Here is a 21,424-nt window from a genome sequence, read left to right on the forward strand (position 1 = left end):
CAAACGGTGCCTGACACCGCCGCTCATCGGCCAGCACATAAAAAAACGCCGCGTTGAACGCGGCGTTTTGCATGCAGCACGGGGTGCTTACTGCCCGGTGATCGAGATGACATCGGCGCCCGGCGCACCGAACAGCTGCTCCTTGAGCAGATGCAGCTGGTCGCGCACCTGGGCGGCCTTCTCGAACTCCAGGTTCTTCGCGTGGTCGACCATCATCTTTTCGAGGCGCTTGATCTCCTTCGAGATCTGCTTCTCGTTCATCGACTCGTACTTCGCGCTCTCCTGGGCAGCCTCCAGCGCCACGACCTGCTTGTTCGGGTCGTAGACGCCGTCGATCATGTCCTTGATGACCTTGTTCACGCCGCGCGCGACGATGCCGTGCTTCTCGTTGTGGGCGAGCTGCTTGGCGCGGCGGCGTTCCGTCTCGTCGATGGCCTTCTTCATCGAGTCCGTCATCTGGTCCGCGTACAGCAGCGCCACGCCGTTCAGGTTACGCGCCGCGCGGCCGATCGTCTGGATCAGCGAGCGTTCCGAACGCAGGAAGCCTTCCTTGTCGGCGTCCAGGATCGCCACCAGCGACACCTCCGGCAGGTCGAGGCCCTCGCGCAGCAGGTTGATGCCGACGACGACGTCGAACGTGCCGATGCGCAGGTCGCGCAGGATCTCCACCCGTTCCACCGTCTCGATATCGCTGTGCAGGTAGCGCACCTTGATGCCGTGGTCGGTCAGGTATTCCGTCAGCTGCTCGGACATGCGCTTGGTCAGCGTCGTCACCAGCACGCGTTCGTCCTTGGCGATGCGGTCGTTGATCTCGGAGAGCAGGTCGTCGACCTGCGTGCGGGCCGGGCGCACGATCACCAGCGGATCGACGAGGCCCGTGGGACGCACCACCTGTTCCACCACCTGGTCGGCATGCTTGTTCTCGTACTCGGCCGGCGTGGCCGAGACGAAGATCATCTGCCGCATCTTGTTCTCGAACTCCTCGAACTTGAGCGGCCGGTTGTCCAGCGCGGACGGCAGGCGGAAACCGTAATCCACCAGGTTCGTCTTGCGCGAGCGGTCGCCGTTGTACATGGCCGACAGCTGGCCGACCAGCACGTGCGACTCGTCCATGAACATCAGCGCGTCCTTCGGCAGGTAGTCGATCAGCGTTGGCGGCGGCTGGCCCGGCATGGCGCCACTCAGGTGGCGCGAGTAGTTCTCGATGCCTTTGGTGAAGCCGATTTCGGCCATCATCTCCAGGTCGAAGCGGGTGCGCTGCTCGAGGCGCTGCTCTTCGATGAGCTTGCCCTCCTGGCGGAAGAACTCCAGGCGGTCGCGCAGTTCGGCCTTGATGCTCTCGATCGCGCGCAGCACCGTCGAGCGGGGCGTCACGTAGTGCGAACCCGGATAGACGGTGAAGCGGGGGATCTTCTGGCGCACGCGGCCCGTGAGCGGATCGAACAGCTGGATCGATTCCAGCTCGTCGTCGAACATCTCCAGCCGCACGGCCAGCTCCGCGTGCTCGGCGGGGAAGATGTCGATCGTGTCGCCGCGCACGCGGAACGTGCCGCGGCCGAAGTCGACCTCGTTGCGCGAGTACTGCATCTGGATCAGGCGCGCGATGATGTCGCGCTGGCTCACCTTGTCCTTGGCGCGCAGGGTCAGGATCATCTGGTGGTATTCGTTCGGATTACCGATACCGTAGATGGCCGACACGGTGGCGACGATGACGACGTCGCGCCGTTCCATCAGCGACTTGGTGCACGACAGGCGCATCTGCTCGATATGCTCGTTGATCGACGAGTCCTTCTCGATGAACAGGTCGCGCTGCGGCACGTAGGCTTCCGGCTGGTAGTAATCGTAGTACGACACGAAGTACTCGACGGCGTTCTGCGGGAAGAACTCGCGGAACTCGCTGTACAGCTGGGCCGCCAGCGTCTTGTTCGGGGCGAACACGATCGCCGGACGGCCCATGCGGGCGATCACGTTGGCCATCGTGTAGGTCTTGCCGGAGCCCGTCACGCCCAGCAGCGTCTGGAACGACAGGCCATCCTCGATGCCTTCGCACAGGCTGGCGATGGCCGTCGGCTGGTCGCCGGCGGGCGGGAAGGGCTGGTGCAGTTTGAAGGGGGAGTTCGGAAACGTGATGACGTCCGGTCCATCCGTGCCGGTTCCGGCGAGTGATAAATCAGCCATGAGGTCAGACCTTTGCTAGAATAGTGCGCTGCACACAACCTGTGCAGTCATTGCGCGGCAACCGGGATACAGGCCGTCGTCGCGCGTCGTAATTGCCGTGCATCGTGACCGCGTTGTACCAAGATTGCCGCTGTAGCTCTCTGTAGTTCTACCTGCTTATCGCTGCGAACCGCTTCCAATCGAATCCAATCCTATCATGACGAACCCTTCCGTTTTCAGTGCCATCGAGATGGCTCCGCGCGACCCGATCCTGGGGATCACCGAAGCTTTTAACGCGGACACCAATCCCAATAAAATCAACCTGGGTGTCGGTGTTTATTATGACGATAACGGCAAGGTGCCGCTGTTAGCGTGCGTACAGAAGGCGGAAAGCATCCTGATTGAACAGCCGACCCCGCGTACCTACCTGCCGATCGAGGGCCTGGCCGCGTACGACAAGGCGGTGCAGGAGCTGGTATTTGGTGCCGACAACGCCGTTATTCAAGAGCGCCGCGCCATCACGGCGCAGGCCGTCGGCGGCACGGGCGCACTGAAGCTGGGCGCCGATTTCCTGAAGCGTTTCTCGCCGGATTCCGAGGTCTACATCAGCGACCCAAGCTGGGAAAACCACCGCGCGCTGTTCGAAAGCGCCGGTTTCAAGGTCAACAATTATGCCTACTACGACGCGGCCACCCACGGCGTGAACTTCCCGGCCTTCCTGGCCGCGCTGAAGGCCATGCCGAAGGGCGCCATCGTGGTGCTGCACGCCTGCTGCCACAACCCGACCGGCGCCGACCTCACGCAGGACCAGTGGGGCCAGGTCATCGATGCCGTCGTCACGAACGGCCTGGTGCCGTTCCTGGACATGGCCTACCAGGGCTTCGGCGCCGGCATCGCGGAAGATGGCGCCGTGGTGCGCCGCTTCACCGAGACGGGCGTGCCGCTGCTGGTGTCGAACTCGTTCTCGAAGTCGTTCTCGCTGTACGGCGAGCGCGTGGGTGCACTGTCGATCGTCGCCTCGAGCGCGGAAGAAGCATCGCGCCTGCTGTCGCAGCTGAAGCGCGTCATCCGCACCAACTATTCGAACCCGCCGGTCCATGGCGGCAAGGTCGTCGCCACCGTGCTGGCCACGCCGGAACTGCGCCAGCTGTGGGAAGAGGAGCTGGCAGCCATGCGCGTGCGCATCAAGGCCACCCGCGAAGCGTTCGTGCAGAAGCTGAAGGACAAGGCGCCGGGCCACGACTTCGACTTCGTGCGCGAGCAGGTGGGCATGTTCTCGTACTCGGGCCTGACGAAAGAACAGGTCGCCAAGCTGCGCGAGCAGTCGATCTACGCCGTGGACACGGGCCGCATCTGCGTGGCCGCGCTGAACTCGAAGAATATCGACGTGGTTGTTGACGCGATCGCCAAAGTTCTCTAAACTCTTGCTTCTTTCGTTGACGCAAGTGAGCGAAAAGGTGATGGACGATACGATTGAGTAAGCTTGCAAATGTTGCTTCAGACGTATAAGATGTTGCCTTCAATTCCCTGATAGCTCAGTCGGTAGAGCGACGGACTGTTAATCCGCAGGTCCCTGGTTCGAGTCCAGGTCGGGGAGCCAGAATTTAAAAGCCCAGCAGCGATGCTGGGCTTTTTGCATTGTCGGGTCGGTTTTCGCGGCCGTCGAGGGGCGTTTCACGGTTGCCTGGCGCGGTTTCGTCGCCCTGCCGTTGCAGTTGCGTGCCCGCCGCGCCAGAATGCGTCATCCCGTTGCCGAGAATGACCATGCGCCAGCCTGCCATGCCCGCCGAAGACAGCCTGCCACGCCGCCACGCATTGCCATGGCGCCGCTTCTTCACGGACGCGATCGTGATGCCGGTGGTCGTGCTGATCTGTGCGGTGCTGGTGACGTGGGGTTTTGGCGATGGGACCGGGTTCCTGCGCAACCTCCTGATTTCCGGCTGTATCGGCATGATTGCATTCGTCGTTATCCGCGGCAGCCTGCTGGTGTTCTGGAACCGCGGCGCGGCGCCGCCGCGGCTGGTCTACTTTGCCCTGATCGGCCTGGCTACGCCGGTGTCGCTGCTCGGCGGTGGCTGGCTGGCAGGCCTGATGCTGGGCGAGCACATCCGGATGTGGATGCCCGGTTCGCGCGTGTCGACGGGATCGTTGCTGCTGACCTTGCTGGTGACCTGCGGTGTCGCGCTGTTCTTCACCAGTCGCGCCCGCCTGTTGAAGGCCGAGACGGCGACGGCAACCGAGCGGGCGCGAGCGGAGGCCGTCGAGCGCCAGGCTTTACAGGCGCAGCTTCAGCTGCTTCAGGCGCAGATCGAACCACACATGCTGTTCAATACGCTGGCGAACCTGCAGGGGCTCATTGCGCTCGATCCCGCGCGCGCGCAGCAGATGCTCGACCAGCTCATCCAGTTTTTACGTGGCACGCTGTCGTCGTCGCGCGCGGCCGAGACGACACTGGCGCAGGAGTTCGCGCTGCTGGAAGCGTATCTCGGGCTGATGGCGGTGCGGATGGGCGAGCGGCTGAGCTATTCGTTCGCGCTGCCGGACGAGCTGCGCAACGTGGCCATCCCGCCGATGCTGCTGCAGCCGCTGGTGGAGAATGCGATCGCGCACGGGCTGGAGCCGACGATCGATGGTGGCCAGATCCGTATCGAGGCGGCACGGCACGATGGCATGCTGACGCTATCGGTATCCGACAATGGCCGCGGCCTGGACGCCGGTCCCGGCAAGGCGGGTACCAGTGTCGGCCTGGCCAATACCCGTGCGCGGCTGGCCGCCCTGTTCGGCCAGCGCGCCGCCGTTACACTGGCGCCAGCCGATGGCGGCGGCGCTGTCTCCCGCATCACCATCCCTCTCTGAAGACCATGACGACTGCCCTGATCGCCGAAGACGAACCGATACTGGCCGCTACGCTGGCTGCTGCCTTGACGCGCCTGTGGCCCGAGCTGCAGATCATCGCGACATGCCCGCATGGCGTGGCGGCGCTGGACAAGGCGCTGGCGCTCCAGCCGGACGTGCTGTTCCTCGACATCAAGATGCCCGGCAAGACGGGGCTGGAAGTGGCGGAAGAACTGGCCGAAGGGTGGCCTGGTGCGAAGCCGTTTCCGCAGGTGGTGTTCGTCACGGCGTACGATGAATTCGCGTTGCAGGCCTTCGACAAGGCGGCTGCCGATTATGTGCTGAAGCCTGTCAGCGATGAGCGCCTGGGCCGCACCGTCGCACGGCTGCGCCAGCGGCTCGATGCGCCGAAGGCGGCCGATGGCATGGACGCGCTGGTGGCGCAGTTGCGCGCATTGGCGCTGCCGGTCGCCGCGCCGGTCGAGCGGCTGCCGGTGATCCGCGCGGCCGTCGGCAACCAGGTGCGCATGATCCCGATCGGGGAGGTCGTGTACTTCGAGGCGCTCGACAAGTACGTCAATGTGGTCACCGCGAACAGCGAGGCGCTGATTCGCACGAGCCTGAAGGAGCTGCTGCCGCAGCTCGATGACAAGGTGTTCTGGCAGGTCCACCGGGGCACGATCGTCAACGCCGGCTGCGTGCTGGCGGCCGAGCGCGACGAGGCGGGCAAGCTGTCGCTGCACATGAAGCATCGGCCGGAGAAGGTGCGCGTCAGTCCTCTCTATGCACACCTCTTCCGCCAGATGTAGCGCCACATTCCACGGCCGAGCCCGTGTCCATGTCGGGGTCTGACCCCAAGGTGGACACGAACTCGGCCGTAAGTGGCGCGGCTATCTCACCACATACACCATCCCCGCGCCGCCCACGTTCATGCCCTGGCTGTTCTGCTGCGCCACGCCCAGCATGAACTGCTGGCCGGCGGTGGCGGTGCCGGGGATCGTGGTGCGCACGGCCAGCGGGTAGACGATGCCGGGTGCTTTCTCCATCGTGATGCTGACCAGCGGCTGCTTGATGTCGACGAAGCGCTGGCCGTTGCGCACGACGACGTCGCCGCCCTGCACGCTGATGTTGCGCAGTTCGTGCTTGCGCTTGCAGTCGAAGCGCGAGCCCTTGCCCAGCGTGAGGATGCCGTTGCAGCAGCCGAAGCGGGTCTTGATCTTCGTCTCGGACAGGAATTCGAGGCCGTCGCAGGCCGCGTTTTCCGTCGTCTCGCCCGGTTCCACCTGGCCTTCGAAGTCGATGGCGGGGAAGGCGATCCCCGGTTCATCGAGCGACAGCGTGACCCCCATGCCGGCCGGCAGGCGGCTGCGGTCGACCTGCAGGGTCATGCGGCTCTCCAGGTTGAAGCGGTTGCCGGCAATGAAGTGGAACACGGCCGGTGAATTGGCCAGCACGTCGATGACGGACAGGTTGCGCTGTGCGAGGTTGTTGCGCCGGGCCGTGATCGGGTCGCCCGTCAGCGGCGCGGTGGCGAACGCATAGTCGTTGTCGGCATTGACGACGGCCATCAGGCAGCCGTGCCAGCCGTTGTTGGCCACCCAGCCGTACAGGGTTTCCGTCTGCGCCGCTTCGATGCGGAACTTGGCCAGGGCCGAGGCGCCCGGGGCCAGCGTGCCGAAGCTGGTCGTGATGCCGGTCGGCGCCACGTGGGTGGCATCGGTCAGCGTCCAGTCCTGCGGGTAGATGAACTGCGTGCCGACATACGGCGTGATGCGCGTGCCGATGGTGACATTGCGCGCTTCCCGCGAACCGGTATTCGTCACGCGCACGTAGATGTAATTGGCCTGGCCCCGTTCCACGTTCTTCGACTGCAGCGGATCGCCCGGCTGGAACACGCCGTCGTCCGTGATGCGCACGACGATGTCGGAAAAGTCCCAGAAATTGCCGCCCGTGTAGGGTTCGTTGCCGTTGTCGGCGGGCGCGTCGCGGATCATCACGTCCGCTTCGTCGAGGGCGCGGTAGACGTTGATGCGGCCGTAGCCCGTCTCCTGGTTCCAGCTACCGTTCGGGCGGCCCACCGTGTCCGCGTAGGCGACTGCGCCCACCTTCTGCGCGGTGCGTTCGATGTGGGCGCGCACCTGCACATTGGTCAGCGTGGGATAGGCGCTGCGGATCAGCGCTGCAAGGCCGGCGACGTGCGGCGTGGCGGACGAGGTGCCGTTGAACACCAGGTCATAGTCGCCCGCATCGTAGCCGCCGGCGCCCTGGATGTCGGTGGTGGGGATGTGCACGCCCGGTGCGACGACGGAGATCTCCGGGCCGAAGTTCGAGCCCCAGGGTTCGCCGTCCGGCGACAGCGGCGTCTTGCGGTTGTCGATCTCGTCCGAGGCGCCCACCGCGATCACCAGCGGATTGGTGGCGGGGTAGGTGATCGGGCCGTTGTAGTTGTGGGTGGCCACGCACATCACCACGTCGTTGTTGAACGCGTTCTGGATGGCGGGGTCGATGATGGCCGGGCTCCACGCATTCCAGCCGAAGCTCATGCTGATGATGCTGGCGCCGTTGGCGCTGGCGTAGTTGATGCCGGCGGCCACTTCCACGTCCGTCCACGCATCGAAGGCGACCGGCAGGATGCGCGAATTGCCGGCCACGCCGGTCACGCCGGTGCCGTTGTCATAGGTGGCCGCCACGATGCCGGCGCAGGCCGTGCCGTGGTTGCCGGTGGGGGAGCCGTCCGGCACCATCGTGCCCAGGTTGATGCCGGGGTCGGCGAAGCGCAGGTCGGGGTGGGTCAGGTCGCAGCCTTCGTCCAGCACGCAGACGACCACGGTCGCGACGCCGGTGGTGATGTCCCAGCCGGTGGTGCCGGGGCCGCCGGCCTCGATGCGCGTCATGTCCCACTGCTGCGGGAACAGCGTGTCGTTCGGGGCGATCGACGTGGGGGTGAGCAGGGGCATGGTTTCGAACTGGAAGTCGAGCAGGGCGCCGTTCGGGGCCTGGCGCACGCGGTCGCGCAGTTCATAGGCGTTCACTTCGCGGGCGTTGGTGATCTGGTAGTAGCGGAAGCCGTTCAGGTACTTCGATTTTTCCGGGATCTCGCGCAGCACCGGCGCCGGCTGGTTGTCACGGCGCAGCACGTCGGCCAAAGGGACGCGGCCGTTGTCCGGATCATGGTTGTCGCGCAGGCGGATCACGCCCACGTTGGGCAGCGGCGCCATCAGCGCGCGGCGGCCTTCCTGGCCGGCCATGCGGTACACGGGGCCGAGGAAGTCCAGCCCGATCGGCCCGCCGGCCTGTTCGATCTTGCGCAGGCGTTCGTCGTCCAGCGGGCGGCGCGACTGCGCCCAGAACCTGGTCTTCGTATGGTTGACCCGTTCGCCCGGAATCCTGTCGCCGTCGTTGCCGCCTTCCGGTTCGTCTTCCAGGTACATGTCCTGGCTGCGCAGGAACTGTTCGACATCGGTCCGTTCGCGCGGCGCCTTCAGCGCCAGCAGGATGCGGCCGCTGTCCAGCACCAATGGCGCGCCGGTGGCGTGGGCCATCATTTTGGGGTAAATGCTCATGGCGTGTCCTTGAGGGTTGATCCTTGTGGTGGGGATGTCCCTCGGCCGGGGAGACGTGATCGCTGCGGGCGATCGACCCCAGTCTAGGCCCTTTGGCGGGGCATTCAACCAGCCTTTTGTCTTTATCTGAATCCGATTTGAGACAACTCATGACAGTTTTCACAAAATTGGTGTTGTTGACTTAGCTGGGCGCCGCTATAATGCGGCCTCTTTTCCCTGATAGCTCAGTCGGTAGAGCGACGGACTGTTAATCCGCAGGTCCCTGGTTCGAGTCCAGGTCGGGGAGCCAGAATAAAAACAACAGGCCGCGTTCATACGCGGCTTTTTGTTTATCACGGCATTCGACTCGCAGCACACACATGAGGCGCCCACGAAGGCAGCCCGGACACGAGCACGGAGACAGTTGTAACCCTTGCAGGCTTCTACTATCTAAACCAGGAAAACACATGATGAAACTGTCCAAGATGCACAAGCGTCTCCTTGCTCTGACGGCCGCCCTGCCGATGGCCGCCATGGCCCAGGATGCCACCCAGTCCAGCACGCAGGCGAATGCCCAGCAGAACGCCGCCAGCGGCCAGCTGGAAACGGTGACCGTGACGGCGCAGCGCCGTACCGAGAACATCAAGGATGTGCCGGTGTCCGTGTCCACCATCGCCAACGAGAAGCTGGACGTGATCCTGTCCGGCGGCGAGGACGTGCGCGTCCTGTCCGGCAAGGTGCCGAGCCTGAACATCGAATCGTCGACCGGCCGCGTGTTCCCGCGCTTCTACATCCGCGGCTACGGCAATGCCGACTTCTCGATCTTCGCTTCGCAGCCCGTCTCGCTGATCTATGACGACGTGGTGCAGGAGAACCCGATCCTGAAGGGTTACCCGATGTACGACCTGGCCAACGTGGAAGTGCTGCGCGGCCCGCAGGGCACGCTGTTCGGCCGCAACACGCCGGCCGGCGTGGTGAAGTTCGAATCGGCCAAGCCGAGCCTGAAGGGCACGGAAGGCTACTACAACTTCTCCGTTGCCTCGCACGGCACCACCAACGTCGAAGCGGCCGCCAACGTGCCGCTGTCGAACGAATGGGCGGTGCGCGTCTCCACGCTGCGCCAGCACCGCGATGACTACGTGTCGAACGGCCTGGCGGGCGACGGCAAGGACAGCCTGGAAGGCTACAACGAACACGCCGAACGCGTGCAGGTGCTGTACCAGCCGAACGGCACGTTCAACGCGCTGTTCAACATCCACCAGCGCACCACCGAAGGCAGCGCCCGTCTGTTCCGCGCCAACATCATCAAGAAGGGCACCAACAGCTTCGTCGACAACTTCGACGACGGCACGGTGTTCACCAACGGCCAGAACTACCAGAACCTGACGACGCGCGGCGGCAGCCTGCGCCTGTCGTGGGACCTGGGCGGCGTGAAGCTGTACTCGGTCACCGGCTATGAAACCATCGCCGAATACAACAGCCGCGGCGACATCGACGGCGGCTACAACGGCGGCCCCGGCGTGGTGCCGTTCCAGGTCGAGACGGCCTCCGTGCTGCCGGACCTGAAGCAGTACTCGCAGGAGTTCCGTGTCGAATCGAAGAACGAAGGTCCGCTGAACTGGCAGGCCGGCGTGTACTACTTCGACGAAGACGCCACCGGCGGCAGCGACAACTTCAACTCGACGACCGGCGTGCGCACCAGCCGCGTGCTGAGCAACCAGAAGAACAAGGCCTGGGCCGCGTTCGGTTCGGTGAACTACGCCGTGACGGACGCACTGACCGTGCGCGGCGGCGTGCGCTACACGAACGACAAGAAGGATTTCCACACGATCGAAGCCTCCGGCACCACGCTGCAGGGCCCGTCGACGATCAACTCGGAAAAGCACAAGACCAACTGGGATCTGTCGGCAACCTACGCGATCAACCAGGACGTGTCGGCCTACGCCCGCGTGGCGACCGGCTTCCGTGCCCCGTCGATCGGCGCGCCGTCGGCCTCCGGCCCGGCCACCATCGCCGATGCGGAAACCATCACCTCGTATGAAGCCGGCATCAAGGCGGACCTGCTGAACCGCCGTGCCCGCGCTTCGCTGTCGATCTTCGACTACGACGTGAAGAACCAGCAGCTGACGGTCGTCGGCGGCAATTCGAACGTGACCGCGCTGATCAACGCCGACAAGACCAAGGGCCGCGGCATCGAAGCGGAAATCGAAGGTTTCGTCACGCCGGACTTCAAGCTGGCCGCCTCGACCAGCTACAACTACACGAAGATCGACGATCCTTCGCTGTCCGTGAACCGCTGCGCTTCGTGCACGATCCTCGATCCGATCAATGCTGCCGGCCGCGTCGTCATCAACGGCAATGCGCTGCCGCAGGCACCGAAGTGGATCGTCAACCTGTCCGGCCGCTACAACTGGCCGCTGGCAGAGGGCAACCTGTTCGTGCTGACCGACTGGTCGTACCGCAGCAAGGTCAACTTCTTCCTGTACGAAGCGGCCGAGTTCACCGGCAAGCCGCTGACGGAAGGCGGCCTGCGCGTGGGCTACAACTGGGCGGGCGGCAAGTATGAAGTGGCTGCCTTCGGCCGCAACATCACCGACCAGCAGCGCATCACCGGCGCCATCGACTTCAACAACCTGACGGGCTTCATCAACGAGCCGCGTCAATGGGGTGTGCAAGTGAAGGGCGCCTTCTAAAGGCGAGCGGCTGGCACGGGGGACAGTATTCCCTTGCCAGCAGCAAACCGGGCCGCTATAATGCGGCCTCTTTTCCCTGATAGCTCAGTCGGTAGAGCGACGGACTGTTAATCCGCAGGTCCCTGGTTCGAGTCCAGGTCGGGGAGCCAGAATTTAGCAAGCACGAAGCCCAGCCCGCAACGGTTGGGCTTTTTGCTTTACGGGACAATCGGGGGAAACGACATGGACAACGACGATCAGCGCTACCTGGTGCAACAGAACAAGATCAGCGACGGCGACACGAAACCGCCCGTCTTCGCGAAGGTCATGCGCAGCAAGGAGGGCGTCTTCGAGGGCGTCTCCTTCATCCGCAACAAGGACAAGGCCACCGTGATGACGGTGGCGCAGGCGCAGGAAGTCATCGACTGGGCCGCGAAGAAGAAGGCGGCTGCCAGGGAATACGTGACGAAGATTATCTGCCTGGGGCAGTGAGGCATCGCACTGCGTAAAACAAGGCGCTGTCACCGCAGCCTGTGGAAACCACGGCGTCCCGCCAGTGGTCGGGCCCGATGCCACAACGTGCGGTGACAGCGCCTAAAGCAAAGCCCGGCTCGCACAGCCGGGCTTTGTCGTTACAGCGGACCTGGATCAGCCGCCCGTCAGCTGCTGCAGGATGGCCTTGTTGAAGGCCGGGATATCGTCCGGCTTGCGGCTGGTGACCAGCTTGCCGTCGACGACGACCTGCTCATCGGTCCACTCGGCACCCGCGTTCTGCAGGTCCAGCCGCAGGGTCGGCCAGCTGGTCAGGCGCTTGCCCTTGGCGAGGCCGGCGTCGATCAGCGTCCACGGGCCGTGGCAGATCGCCGCGACCGGCTTGTCCGCCGCGCCGAATGCGCGGATGAACGCGATCGATTCCTTCGACTGGCGCAGCTTGTCCGGGTTGGCCACGCCGCCCGGCAGCACCAGCGCATCGTAGTCGCCTGCGACGGCATCCTCGACCGCCAGTTCCACGCCGAATTTCTTGTCGGGGTCCAGCTGGTCGAAGCCCTGGACCTGTTCGCCCTTGGCCTTCGGCGACACCAGCGTCACCTGCGCGCCGTGCTCTTCCAGGAAGGTGCGTGGTCCCGTGTATTCCACCTGCTCCACCCCGTCCGTCATGAGGATGGCGATCTTCTTGCCATTCAGTTCTGTTGCCATCGTGTTTCTCCTTCCATTGATGAGAATGCGAAACTGAATGGTGCCACGATGCGCACCGCGCCGATGTGCGCGCACGAACACTTCAGGACTGAAGTATCTTTCAGGTGGCGGGGAACGGTCGGGCCCGTGTCCTGGTGCCTGGCACCAGGACACGGGCTGAACCGGATGCCTAGTCGGCGCGGCAGGCGGGTTCGGCCGGCGCGGCGGCGCAGATGCGGGCGCGGCACACGCGGTGTTCTTCGCCGGGCAGCGTGGCACAGCGCCCCAGCATGGCGGCCGTGTCGGCGATGGGGGGCGTTTCGCGGTGGCGCTTGCCCGCATTGGCATGGGCCACCAGTGCGGCCAGCAGCGTGACGTCGCTGTCCTGGGAAGGTGCCGCGGTTGGACGGGCAGGGGCAGGGGGATTGTTGCGCACGGGTGGTTTGATGCGCGCGACGGGTTCCTTGCGTGGCGGTTTGACGGAAGGCTTGCGCGGCGCCGGTTCGCTGCGCATGACGACGGAGGCAATCGGCGTCGTCGCCAGCGCCGCTGCCGCGACCTGCCGCGTGGTTTCGCCAGGCGGCGGCGTGTCGTTGATGATTGCCGCCGCTTCCGGCTCAGCGGGCGGTGCCGGATGGGCGGCAAGCGGCGGGGCGGGTGACGTGGCTGGCGGCAGGGCTGCCCCGCGCAGTGGATCCTGCACCAGCAGCGGCGACGGCCCGCTCAGTACCCACCACGCCAGCAGCAGCGCCAGCAGTAGCCCGCCCGCACCGATGAACGCGGCGCCACGCGCACCGGGGGTGGTGGTACGGCGGGGCGCCGCCACCGCCCGCTGCTCCAGGCTGGCCAGGATGCCCTTGCCGGGTTTTGACGTATCCACCATGCACCTCCAAAGCTTGATATAGGCGTCCTCTACAGTGCGGTTCGACCGGTACGATGATCGATCCGCCCCGCTCGTTAGTGTCGCGCGGGCATCATCGGCTGGCCTTGACGGAGCGCACCATGTTTCTCGTTTCGATGCTGCTGTTGTTTGCCGCTGCCTGCGTGGCCGGCTGGCTGCTGATGTTCCCGGCGGGCCGCGATGCGCTGGGTGCCTCACTACTGGGGCTGGGGCGCGGGATCGAACATCGCTGGCGCGGAATGGCCCGGCATGGCGTGCGCGGCGCGCGGTCCGTGAGCGACAGAGCGGCCGGCATCCTCGTCACCGTCATCGCGTGGGCGCGGCATCATGCGCTGCTGTCGGGTAGCGCGGCGGCCCTGGTGCTCGTGCCGCCGCTGCTCGCCCTGTTCCTGGGCGGGCGCGCGGCGCTGCCGGATGCCGGCACGGGCGAACGCGCCGTCGACGAGCAGATCGCCTCGCTGCTGCGCGGCGAGCGGCTGGTGGCGCCGCCGCCGTTGCCGCCGGCCGTCTTCACGACGGCGGAGGTCACGCTGTTGCGTCCGCAACTGGCGGGCGCGAACCGCAACTGGGACCTGCTCGATCCGGACTTCACCCAGCGCCTGCTGCTCGTCTTCAAGGTGATGCGCGAGCAGTACGGCTATGAAATGGTGCTGCTGGAAGGCTATCGCAGTCCCGCGCGCCAGAACGAGCTGGCCGATGCCGGCAGCCACGTGACGAATGCCCGCGCCTTCCAGAGCTGGCACCAGTTCGGCCTGGCCGGCGACTGCGCCTTCCTGCGCGACGGCAAGGTGGTGATTTCCGAACGGGACCCCTGGGCGATGCGCGGCTACCAGCTGTATGGCCAGGTGGCCGAGGCGGCCGGGCTGACATGGGGCGGGCGCTGGAAGCTGTTGGATTTCGGTCACGTCGAACTGCCGAACCGGCGGCGCTGAGCGGTCCGGCGCACTGCACAGGTTGCGCAACGTCAATAAATTGCCCTAGGGCAGGTGGCACCATCATCCGATCCGAACCACGCGGGTGCCGCCATGATGCGCAGACTCTGGATCTTCCTGACCGACTCCCGCCACCTCACCGTGCTGGGCCTGGTGGCACTGGCAGCCATCTACTACCTGGGGGGGGAGGCGCTGGAACTGGCGCTCGTCTGGGCGATTGCTGCCACCGCCGTCACGCTGCTGGCGTGGCTGCTGGTCTGGTGGTTGCGCCGCCGCCTGGCCACGCGCCGCGCCGCCACGCTGGAAGGGGCGATCGAGGCGACGGCCGGCACGCCCGAGGGCACGGCCGAACGCGGCGACCTGCACGTGCTGCGCACCGGCCTGCTGGGCGCCATCGACACCATCCGCACGTCGAAACTGGGCATCCGTTCCGGCAGCCGCGCGCTCTACGAACTGCCGTGGTACATGATCATCGGGAACCCGGCGGCCGGCAAGAGCAGCGCCATCGTCAACTCGGGCCTGCAGTTTCCCATCGCCGAAGCGAAGGTGGTGCAGGGCGTGGGCGGCACGCGCAACTGCGACTGGTTCTTCACCACCGAGGGCATCCTGCTCGACACGGCCGGCCGCTATTCCGTCGAGGACGAGCACCGCGGCGAATGGCACGGCTTCCTGGACCTGCTGAAGAAGCACCGCGCGCGCGCCCCCGTCAACGGCATCCTCATCGCGGTCAGCATCGCCGAACTGCGCGGCGCCGATGCCGATGCCGGCCTGCGGCTGGCACGCAGCCTGCGCAAGCGCGTGCAGGACCTGATCGAGCGGCTGGAGATCTTCGCGCCCGTCTACGTGGTGTTCACCAAGGCCGACCTGGTGGCCGGCTTCTCGGAGTTCTTCGCCTGGTTCGAGAAGGGCGAACGGGAACGCGCCTGGGGCGCCACCATGCCCTACCAGCGCAGGACCGGCACGCAGGAGATCCTCGCCTTCTTCGACCAGGCCTTCGACGAGCTGCACGAGGGCCTGAAGGAGACCTGCATCGCCAACCTCACGCTGCAGCGCCGTGGCGAACTGCCGGCCGGCGTGCTGACGTTCCCGCTGGAGTTCGCGTCGCTGCGCGTGCCGCTGCGCGCCTTCCTGGCCACGCTGTTCGAGGAAAACCCGTTCCAGTTCAAGCCCCTGTTCCGCGGCTTCTACTTCACCAGCGCGCTGCAGGAAGGCGTGCCGGCCTGTACCCAGTCGCAGCGCGTGGCCGAACGCTTCCACCTGTCGTTCGACGCGGCGGCACGCGCCCAGGAGGGCGTGCGCCAGACCGGCTACTTCCTGCTCGACCTGTTCCGCAAGGTGATCTTCGAGGACCGCAACCTGGTGTCGCAATATGCCAGCCGCGCCAGGCTGCAGTGGAAATATGCCGGTTTCGTGGCGGTGGCCGTGGTGCTGGGCGTGTCGCTGGCCGGCTGGAGCTGGTCGTATCTCGCCAACCGGCAGCTGCTGGCCACCGTGCAGGCCGACCTGGACAAGGTCGTCCGGCTGCAGGACCGCCGGCTCGACCTGCAGCCCCGCCTGCAGGCACTGGAGCTGCTGCAGGACCGCATCGAACAGCTGGAGCGCTACCGCCACGAACGCCCGCTGGCGCTCGGCCTCGGCCTGTACCAGGGCGAACTGCTGGAGCGCAAGCTGCGCGAGGAATTCTTCGGCGGCATCCGCGAAGTGATGATCAAGCCGGTGGCCGCCAGCCTCGAAGCGCTGCTGTACGAGATGAACGCGAATCCCGACCAGCTGGCGGTGCCCGCCGCGAAAGGCGCGCAGCCGCCATCGGCCACGCGCGCCTATGCCGATGCTTCGCCAGCGAATGTCGAGGATGCGTACAACGCGCTGAAGACCTACCTGATGCTGGCCGATCCCGCGCACGTGGAGCCGGGCCACCTGAACGACCAGCTGACGCGCTTCTGGCGCGGCTGGCTGGAAGCGAACCGCGGCGCGATGCCGCGCGAGCAGATGATCCGCAGCGCCGAGCGCCTGCTGACGTTCCACCTGGCGCAGGCGCGCGACCCGTCCTGGCCGCGCATCGAACAGAAGCTGGCGCTGGTGGACACGGCGCGCGACAACCTGCGCCGCGTGGTGCGCGGCATGCCGGCGCGCGACCGCGTGTACGCCGAGATCCGTGCCCGCGCCGCCACGCGCTTCCCGGCGATGACGGTGGGCCGCATCGTCGGCGAACAGGACAGCGCGCTGATCGCGGGCAGCCACGCGATCTCCGGCACGTTCACCCGCGAGGCCTGGGAAAAATACGTGGAGGGTGCGATCCGCGAGGCGTCGGCAAAGGAACTGCAAAGCACCGACTGGGTCCTGAAGACCGCCAGCCACGACGACCTGACCCTGGAGGGCAGCCCGGAACAGATCCAGAAGCACCTGGTGGACCTGTACAAGGCGGACTACGTGAAGGAGTGGCAGAAGTTCGTGCAGGGCATCGCGATTGCCGACATGAACGGCTTCAATGGCGCCGTCGCGGCGATGAACCGTCTCGGCGATCCGCAGTCCTCGCCCATCGCGAAGATCCTCACCACCATCAACGAGCAGACCGCGTGGGACAACCCGGGCGAGATGAACGCGCGCATGAAGGAGGCGCAGACCGGGTTCGTCAACTGGATCAAGACGCACATCCTGCGCCGCGCGCCATCGCCGGTCAGTTCGAACGTGAACGTCAACATCCAGCTCGACACAAGCCGCTTCGAAAAAGTGATGGGACCAATCGGCCGCGAGTTCGCGCCCGTGTCCCGTATCGTTGCCACCCGCGACCGCGACGGTTCGCTGCTGCGCTCCTACCTCGATGCGCTGTCGCGCTTACGCACGCGCCTGAACCAGCTGAAGAACCAGGGCGATCCCGGTCCCGGCGCCAAGCAGTTCATGCAGCAGACGCTGGAGGGCAGCGGCTCGGAACTGGCCGATGCGCTGCGCTTCGTCGACGAGCAGATGCTCAACGGGATCGGCGAGTCGCAAAAGGCCGCCGTGCGGCCGCTGCTGGTGCGCCCGCTGATGCAGACGTTTGCCGTGATCGTGGCGCCGGCCGAAGCGGAGATCAACAAGACCTGGCTGGCGCAGGTGTACGAGCCGTTCAGCCGCACGCTGGCCAGCAAGTATCCGTTCACGCCGTCGGCCCGCATCGAGGCCAGCCAGGCCGAGATCGCCCAGTTCTTCGGGCCGGACGGGCTGGTGGCCAGGTTCGTCAACACGTCGATGGGACCACTGGTGGTGCGGCGCGGCGACGTGCTGGCGCCGCGCACCTGGGCCGACATGGGCATCACGCTGCAGCCGCAGGCCGTGCAGCGCTTCCCGGCGTGGATCGCGCCGGCCGGTGCCGGCGGCGTGCAATCGGCCACGGCGCAGACGGTGTTCCAGCTGCTGCCGATTCCCGCCAGCGGCGTGCTCGAATACACGGTGGAGATCGACGGCCAGCAGCTGCGCTACCGGAACACGCCGCCGCAGTGGGCCAGCATGGTCCATCCCGGCGCGCAGGGCGTGCCCGGCGCACGCATCACGGCCGTCGCCTTCGATGGCCGCACGATCGAACTGTTCAACGAGCCGGGCGGGTTCGGCCTGAAGCGGATGATCGATGCGGCCACCAGGCAGCGCAAGGAGGGCGGCGTGCACGAACTGCGCTGGAGTGCCGGCGGGGTCACCGTGGCGGTCGATCTGCGCATCACCAGCAGCCCCGCCGTGAATGCCGGCGGCGCCGCGCCGGGAGCGGGCTTTTCCGGCATGCGGCTGCCGGAGACCATCGTCGGCACCGGCACGCCGGCGCTCGCTGCGCCGGTGGCCACCAGTCCTGCGGCGCCGGTGGTGCCCGCAGCGGGTGCCAAGGTCATCAACGCCGCCATCCCCATCAACACCGTCAATGCAGCCAACGCAGGAGGACTCCAGTGAAGACCCCGTTCCGTATCGGTTACTTCGGCAAGCTGCCGGCCCGCTCCGACTTCGTCAAGGGCGGCGCCCAGCACGAGCTGACCGGCCTGCTCGACGACTGGCTGGCCGCGACGATGCAGCAGCTGGCCGCCAACCCGCGCTGGAAGCAGCATTACGATGCGGCCGAGCCGCTGCACTTTGCCTTCGTCGGCCCGCGCAGCCGGCTGGCCGTGGCCGGGCATCTGGCGGCCAGCAACGACCAGTCCGGACGCCGCTTCCCGTTCATCGCCGTCGGCACGCTGGAGGTACCGCGGCCGGAGGACTTCGTCGCCATCAGCCCGCTGGCCCTGGCGCCGCTGTGGCAGCGGCTCGGCAGCCTGGCGGACGATGCGCTGACGTCCACCGAACCGGCCGCGCCTTTGCAGGTGCTCGGTGCAGCCGTGCTGGAAGGCGATGCGGAGTGCGATGGGGACAGCGATGGCCACGGCACCGCCTTGCGCCGTTTCGCCGAACAGACCGACCTGGCAGCGCTGGAGGCGCTGCTGGCCCATGCCGGCCAGGCCTATTCGGCGCGCGGCATCCTGCTCGGCATCGGCCTGCTGCTGCAGCCGTTCGAATGGAGCGGCAGCACGCGGCTCGACAAGGGCCTGGCGCTGCCGCTGCCGCGCGCAGGTGCAGCGCAGGCGGCCGTGGCAGCGTTCTGGCTGGCGCTGATCATGCCGTTCCTGCGCCGCGTCGAGATCGAGCTGGCCCTGTTCGTGGCCGAGATCCGCGGCCAGGCGACGCTGGTGGTGGGCTTCTCCGGTGCCACGCCCGGCACGCTGCACGCCATCCTGGATCCGGAAGCGGCCGGCGACAGGCTGATCGCGTTCGATGAAACACGCTGGGTCGACGACATGATCGAACACGATCCGGCCGTGCTGCGGCTGTCGGCCTGCCTGGCGCAGCGCGACCTGTCGCTGGCCGCCGCGCGCCAGCTGTTCCGCGAAACGTTCACCTGATGGAGGCGGTATGAAGAAGGCAGCGCTGTTCATGATGCTGGCGGCCACCGCCGCGTCGGCGCAGGTGCCGGCACCGCAGACGCCGATGCCCGGCCAGGTCCTCGTCAGCGGCACCGTGCCGGACGAAGCGACCAAGGCCGCCATGCTGGCGCGGGTACGCGAGCTGTATGGTGCCGAGCGCGTGGTCGACCAGATCGCCATCGGCAACGTGGTGCAGCCGCCCAACTGGAACGGCTATGTGCAGAAGCTGATCCAGCCGAACCTGAAGCTGATCAGCAAGGGGCAGCTGAAGGTCGATGGCAACAATGTCAGCCTGCAGGGCGAGGTGGCCAACGAGGCGCAGCGCCAGCAGATCGCCAGCGACATCGCCGCCAGCCTGAATCCCACGTACACGGTGCGCAACGGCCTGCGCGTCAGTGCCGCTGAACAGAACCTGCTCGATGCCACGCTGGCCAAGCGCATCATCGAGTTCGAGAGCGGGCAGGCGGTGATCCGGCCGTCCGGCACGCAGATCCTCGACGAGATGGCGGCCGCGCTGCTGAAGGTGAAGGGCAAGAAGGTGGAGGTGATCGGCCACACGGACAATACCGGTCTGCGGGAAAGCAACCTGGCGCTGTCGCTGGCCCGTGCCGAAGCGGTACGGACCTACCTGTCGGCGAAGGCGATCGATCCGGCGATGATCACGGTGTCCGGCCAGGGCCCGGACCGCCCCGTGGCGGACAACGCGTCCGCCGACGGGCGGGCCCGCAACCGCCGCATCGAGTTCCGCGTCGCCGACTGATCAGGGCAGCGTGATCGTCACGCTGGCCGGGCGGGGCGCCAGCTTGACGAGGTCCGCGTAGGCCGAAAGCGTGGTCTGCGCATCCCGTTGCAGCGACGCGCGCAGTCCCGTGAATACCCCCAGGCCCACCAGCGCGAAGACGGCGCACACGGCCCACAGCGGCACGTTGCTGCGCAGTTTGTTGACCACCTGGTCCGGCCTGGCCGCACGCGGCGCAAAGCCGCCGCTCCGGCCCTTGATGTGGGCGATCTCGTCGCCCAGGCGCGCCGTCATGTAGGCCAGCTTGTCGCTGCCGTCCAGCGCGTACTTGCCGTGGAAGCCCAGCAGCAGGCACATATGGAACACCTGCAGCGCCTGCAGCCGCGTGCTGCCCTTGCTGCGCAGCGCATCGAGGCGGTCGAAGAAGTGCTCGCCGGCCAGCTGGTCGCCGAACAGGGCCAGCTGCAGCGGGCGCCGCTCCCAGGCGGCGCGCAGGCCGAACTGCGACGACAGGATGGTCTCGTCCAGCGCCGCGCAGTAGGCATACTTGGCCGCATCGATGTCCTCGCCTTGCGCGCGCAGGTCCTTCGCTTCCCGTTCGAAGCCGTCCAGGAAGGTGCGCACGCGGTCCATGAACTCCGTCTCGCCGGGCGGCGCCGAGCCGCTTTTCAGCAGCACCAGCAGATGAAACCCTTCGTGCATCAGGTCGAGCAGCGAATGGATGCGCATGCCGTCCGGCGAGGCGGGGCGGGCGCCGAACAGCGACGGTGCGGCGCGGCGTTCGATCTGCGGCGCCGTCATGGCGCCACCGTGCATGGGGATGGGGGCATGGTCTCTCCTGGTTGATGTCAGGCGCAATGCGCGCCACTGCGAACCGTGTTCTCGGGACGCGCCGCGGCACCCTGGCCGACCGTCATCGAGCAGCCGGTCAGGCCGATCGTGATGCCGGCCTTCTCCGCATCGAGCACGGGAAATGCGGCGCGCCAGCGCTGGCCGCCGGGATAGCGGAACAGCGCCACCACGCCCACGTAGCCCGCTTCACGGCTGACCTTCTCGGTGACCTCGTGACGCTGGCCGGGAATCAGCAGCACTTCCTTCACTTCCAGCAGGTCCGGCCCGAGCAGTTCGCGTTCCGCATGGACGCTGGTGAACCCTTCGAACGACACGCGCTCGAACGCCTCGGCCTGGCGCAGCTTGTAGATGCGCGCCACCAGCGCCAGCGGCGGACCGGCATCGCCGCCATTGAGCGTGCCGGCCGCATGCAGGCGGATCGTGACATTGCGGGGTGGTTTCTGCGCTTCGGGTACTTCGGGCGGACGGTGCATACCGGCCACCTGCAGCATGGCGCCGGCGAGCGTGCCGCCGGCGCCGCAGCCGCAAAGCGACAGGGCCAGCGCGCCGGTGGCAAGGCAAGTCGATGTGTTCATCTGGGCTCCTCCTCGGGTCACCCATTTAACCGAAGGCATCTTTTGAACTTATTGCGCCGACGCAAGCATGCTGCAGCGGGCTTGCGACAGCGCAACTTGGGCCCCGGCGGGCTCCTCAATAATGGCC

The 21,424-nt window shown here is 66.4% G+C and carries 16 protein-coding genes and 3 tRNA genes; 12 read left to right on the top strand and 7 right to left on the bottom strand.

All coding sequences use genetic code 11. The features are described 5' to 3' along the window. Positions 1 to 87: 87 nt before the first annotated feature. Positions 88 to 2,178 carry an excinuclease ABC subunit UvrB gene (uvrB, locus tag IP91_RS11230; RefSeq protein WP_145649053.1) on the bottom strand — a complete coding sequence of 697 codons (2,091 nt, stop codon included), beginning with the start codon at positions 2,176 to 2,178 and terminating at the stop codon, positions 88 to 90. Positions 2,179 to 2,374: 196 nt separating this feature from the next. Between uvrB and IP91_RS11235 the strand changes: the two genes are divergently transcribed. Then, positions 2,375 to 3,577, top strand: coding sequence for an amino acid aminotransferase (locus IP91_RS11235; protein ID WP_145649054.1), 1,203 nt, complete (start codon positions 2,375 to 2,377; stop codon positions 3,575 to 3,577). A gap of 104 nt (positions 3,578 to 3,681) precedes the next feature. After that, a tRNA-Asn gene (locus IP91_RS11240) sits at positions 3,682 to 3,757 on the top strand. Between the two features lie 4 nt (positions 3,758 to 3,761). Here IP91_RS11240 and IP91_RS26015 read toward each other — a convergent pair. Continuing rightward, positions 3,762 to 3,923 carry a hypothetical protein gene (locus IP91_RS26015; protein ID WP_158643126.1) on the bottom strand — a complete coding sequence of 54 codons (162 nt, stop codon included), beginning with the start codon at positions 3,921 to 3,923 and terminating at the stop codon, positions 3,762 to 3,764. Between IP91_RS26015 and IP91_RS11245 the strand changes: the two genes are divergently transcribed. Then, on the top strand, positions 3,922 to 5,013 hold the full coding sequence (locus IP91_RS11245; RefSeq protein ID WP_158643127.1) for a sensor histidine kinase: 1,092 nt from the start codon (positions 3,922 to 3,924) through the stop codon (positions 5,011 to 5,013). The two genes, IP91_RS26015 and IP91_RS11245, sit on opposite strands and share 2 nt — an antisense overlap. A 5-nt stretch (positions 5,014 to 5,018) precedes the next feature. After that, positions 5,019 to 5,801, top strand: a complete 783-nt coding sequence (locus tag IP91_RS11250; protein WP_145649056.1) for a LytR/AlgR family response regulator transcription factor — start codon at positions 5,019 to 5,021, stop codon at positions 5,799 to 5,801. A gap of 81 nt (positions 5,802 to 5,882) precedes the next feature. On the opposite strand, the gene IP91_RS11255 is transcribed toward IP91_RS11250, so the two are convergent. After that, entirely contained in the window at positions 5,883 to 8,555 is a 2,673-nt protein-coding gene (locus tag IP91_RS11255) for a S8 family serine peptidase (protein ID WP_145649057.1), read from the bottom strand. A gap of 213 nt (positions 8,556 to 8,768) precedes the next feature. Between IP91_RS11255 and IP91_RS11260 the strand changes: the two genes are divergently transcribed. The 4 genes from IP91_RS11260 (at position 8,769) to IP91_RS11275 (ending at position 11,698) form a co-directional block, all read left to right on the top strand. Next, positions 8,769 to 8,844, top strand: a tRNA-Asn gene (locus IP91_RS11260). 157 nt (positions 8,845 to 9,001) lie between these two features. Continuing rightward, positions 9,002 to 11,227 carry a TonB-dependent receptor gene (locus IP91_RS11265; protein ID WP_145649058.1) on the top strand — a complete coding sequence of 742 codons (2,226 nt, stop codon included), beginning with the start codon at positions 9,002 to 9,004 and terminating at the stop codon, positions 11,225 to 11,227. A gap of 73 nt (positions 11,228 to 11,300) precedes the next feature. Beyond that, positions 11,301 to 11,376 (top strand) — tRNA-Asn (locus IP91_RS11270). A 73-nt stretch (positions 11,377 to 11,449) separates the two neighbouring features. After that, positions 11,450 to 11,698 (top strand): hypothetical protein, encoded by a 249-nt coding sequence (locus IP91_RS11275; protein WP_145649059.1) that lies wholly within the window; start codon positions 11,450 to 11,452, stop codon positions 11,696 to 11,698. A gap of 156 nt (positions 11,699 to 11,854) precedes the next feature. On the opposite strand, the gene IP91_RS11280 is transcribed toward IP91_RS11275, so the two are convergent. Then, positions 11,855 to 12,403, bottom strand: a complete 549-nt coding sequence (locus tag IP91_RS11280) for a type 1 glutamine amidotransferase domain-containing protein (protein ID WP_145649060.1) — start codon at positions 12,401 to 12,403, stop codon at positions 11,855 to 11,857. 169 nt (positions 12,404 to 12,572) lie between these two features. Continuing rightward, on the bottom strand, positions 12,573 to 13,265 hold the full coding sequence (locus IP91_RS11285) for a hypothetical protein (protein ID WP_145649061.1): 693 nt from the start codon (positions 13,263 to 13,265) through the stop codon (positions 12,573 to 12,575). Between the two features lie 119 nt (positions 13,266 to 13,384). Between IP91_RS11285 and IP91_RS11290 the strand changes: the two genes are divergently transcribed. The 4 genes from IP91_RS11290 (at position 13,385) to IP91_RS11305 (ending at position 19,891) form a co-directional block, all read left to right on the top strand. Then, positions 13,385 to 14,215, top strand: a complete 831-nt coding sequence (locus tag IP91_RS11290) for a M15 family metallopeptidase (protein ID WP_145649062.1) — start codon at positions 13,385 to 13,387, stop codon at positions 14,213 to 14,215. A gap of 96 nt (positions 14,216 to 14,311) precedes the next feature. Next, on the top strand, positions 14,312 to 18,130 hold the full coding sequence (gene tssM, locus IP91_RS11295; protein ID WP_145649285.1) for a type VI secretion system membrane subunit TssM: 3,819 nt from the start codon (positions 14,312 to 14,314) through the stop codon (positions 18,128 to 18,130). After that, the gene (gene tagF, locus IP91_RS11300) at positions 18,127 to 19,110 is read left to right on the top strand and encodes a type VI secretion system-associated protein TagF (protein WP_145649063.1); all 984 of its coding nucleotides are present in this window, start codon (positions 18,127 to 18,129) and stop codon (positions 19,108 to 19,110) included. Before tssM ends, tagF begins: the two co-directional genes overlap by 4 nt. Before the next feature lie 10 nt (positions 19,111 to 19,120). Beyond that, positions 19,121 to 19,891, top strand: a complete 771-nt coding sequence (locus tag IP91_RS11305) for an OmpA family protein (RefSeq protein WP_145649064.1) — start codon at positions 19,121 to 19,123, stop codon at positions 19,889 to 19,891. On the opposite strand, the gene icmH is transcribed toward IP91_RS11305, so the two are convergent. Both icmH and tssJ read right to left on the bottom strand, forming a co-directional pair. Further along, positions 19,892 to 20,671, bottom strand: a complete 780-nt coding sequence (gene icmH, locus IP91_RS11310; RefSeq protein WP_145649065.1) for a type IVB secretion system protein IcmH/DotU — start codon at positions 20,669 to 20,671, stop codon at positions 19,892 to 19,894. Positions 20,672 to 20,718: 47 nt separating this feature from the next. Beyond that, positions 20,719 to 21,297 carry a type VI secretion system lipoprotein TssJ gene (tssJ, locus tag IP91_RS11315; RefSeq protein ID WP_145649066.1) on the bottom strand — a complete coding sequence of 193 codons (579 nt, stop codon included), beginning with the start codon at positions 21,295 to 21,297 and terminating at the stop codon, positions 20,719 to 20,721. Positions 21,298 to 21,424 lie beyond the last annotated feature (127 nt).

The sequence above is a fragment of the Pseudoduganella lurida genome (assembly GCF_007830455.1).
Classification (GTDB): domain Bacteria; phylum Pseudomonadota; class Gammaproteobacteria; order Burkholderiales; family Burkholderiaceae_D; genus Rugamonas; species Rugamonas lurida.

Coding starts and splice junctions, on each gene's coding strand:
- IP91_RS11245 (WP_158643127.1), top strand. CDS start 3,922: ATGCGCCAGCCTGCCATGCCCGCCGAAGACAGCCTGCCACGCCGCCAC.
- IP91_RS11255 (WP_145649057.1), bottom strand. CDS start 8,555: ATGAGCATTTACCCCAAAATGATGGCCCACGCCACCGGCGCGCCATTG.
- IP91_RS11275 (WP_145649059.1), top strand. CDS start 11,450: ATGGACAACGACGATCAGCGCTACCTGGTGCAACAGAACAAGATCAGC.
- IP91_RS26015 (WP_158643126.1), bottom strand. CDS start 3,923: ATGGTCATTCTCGGCAACGGGATGACGCATTCTGGCGCGGCGGGCACG.
- IP91_RS11290 (WP_145649062.1), top strand. CDS start 13,385: ATGTTTCTCGTTTCGATGCTGCTGTTGTTTGCCGCTGCCTGCGTGGCC.
- IP91_RS11265 (WP_145649058.1), top strand. CDS start 9,002: ATGATGAAACTGTCCAAGATGCACAAGCGTCTCCTTGCTCTGACGGCC.
- uvrB (WP_145649053.1), bottom strand. CDS start 2,178: ATGGCTGATTTATCACTCGCCGGAACCGGCACGGATGGACCGGACGTC.
- IP91_RS11250 (WP_145649056.1), top strand. CDS start 5,019: ATGACGACTGCCCTGATCGCCGAAGACGAACCGATACTGGCCGCTACG.
- tssJ (WP_145649066.1), bottom strand. CDS start 21,297: ATGAACACATCGACTTGCCTTGCCACCGGCGCGCTGGCCCTGTCGCTT.
- tssM (WP_145649285.1), top strand. CDS start 14,312: ATGCGCAGACTCTGGATCTTCCTGACCGACTCCCGCCACCTCACCGTG.
- IP91_RS11305 (WP_145649064.1), top strand. CDS start 19,121: ATGAAGAAGGCAGCGCTGTTCATGATGCTGGCGGCCACCGCCGCGTCG.
- icmH (WP_145649065.1), bottom strand. CDS start 20,671: ATGACGGCGCCGCAGATCGAACGCCGCGCCGCACCGTCGCTGTTCGGC.
- IP91_RS11280 (WP_145649060.1), bottom strand. CDS start 12,403: ATGGCAACAGAACTGAATGGCAAGAAGATCGCCATCCTCATGACGGAC.
- IP91_RS11235 (WP_145649054.1), top strand. CDS start 2,375: ATGACGAACCCTTCCGTTTTCAGTGCCATCGAGATGGCTCCGCGCGAC.
- IP91_RS11285 (WP_145649061.1), bottom strand. CDS start 13,265: ATGGTGGATACGTCAAAACCCGGCAAGGGCATCCTGGCCAGCCTGGAG.